1 pseudogene is annotated in these 348 nt (G+C 42.2%); it reads left to right on the top strand.

Annotated elements, in window-relative coordinates:
• A pseudogene (locus CCAL9328_RS10810) lies at positions 1 to 348 on the top strand (phage late control D family protein); the annotation flags it as partial.

Raw genomic sequence — 348 nt, 5'->3', positions numbered from 1 at the left:
AAGTAGCCTTGAGCGAGTGTGAAAGCTTATCGATTACAGAGGCAAATCGCAATAGCTATACTGCCGTGATAGTGCAATGGCACGACTCAAAAGATGGCAAGGATAAACAAGCCAAAATAGGAAGTGGCGAGCAAACATATAAGCTAAATATACCAGAGCCAAAGAGCGATAGCGAAGCCTTTAAAAAGGGCGAAGCAAAGCTAAATGAGCTGCAACGCGGTGGGATAAATGGAAATTTAAGCACAACTGGACGAGAATTAAGAGCTGGCGGAAAGCTAAAAATAATAGGCGTGGCAGGTCTTGAAAATGTAGAATTTAGCATAAAGTCGGTATCACACAACCTAAACA

This window comes from Campylobacter sp. RM9328, from assembly GCF_012978615.1.
Note: the sequence above shows the minus strand (reverse complement) of the source record. Positions and strands in the feature narration are given on the sequence as shown.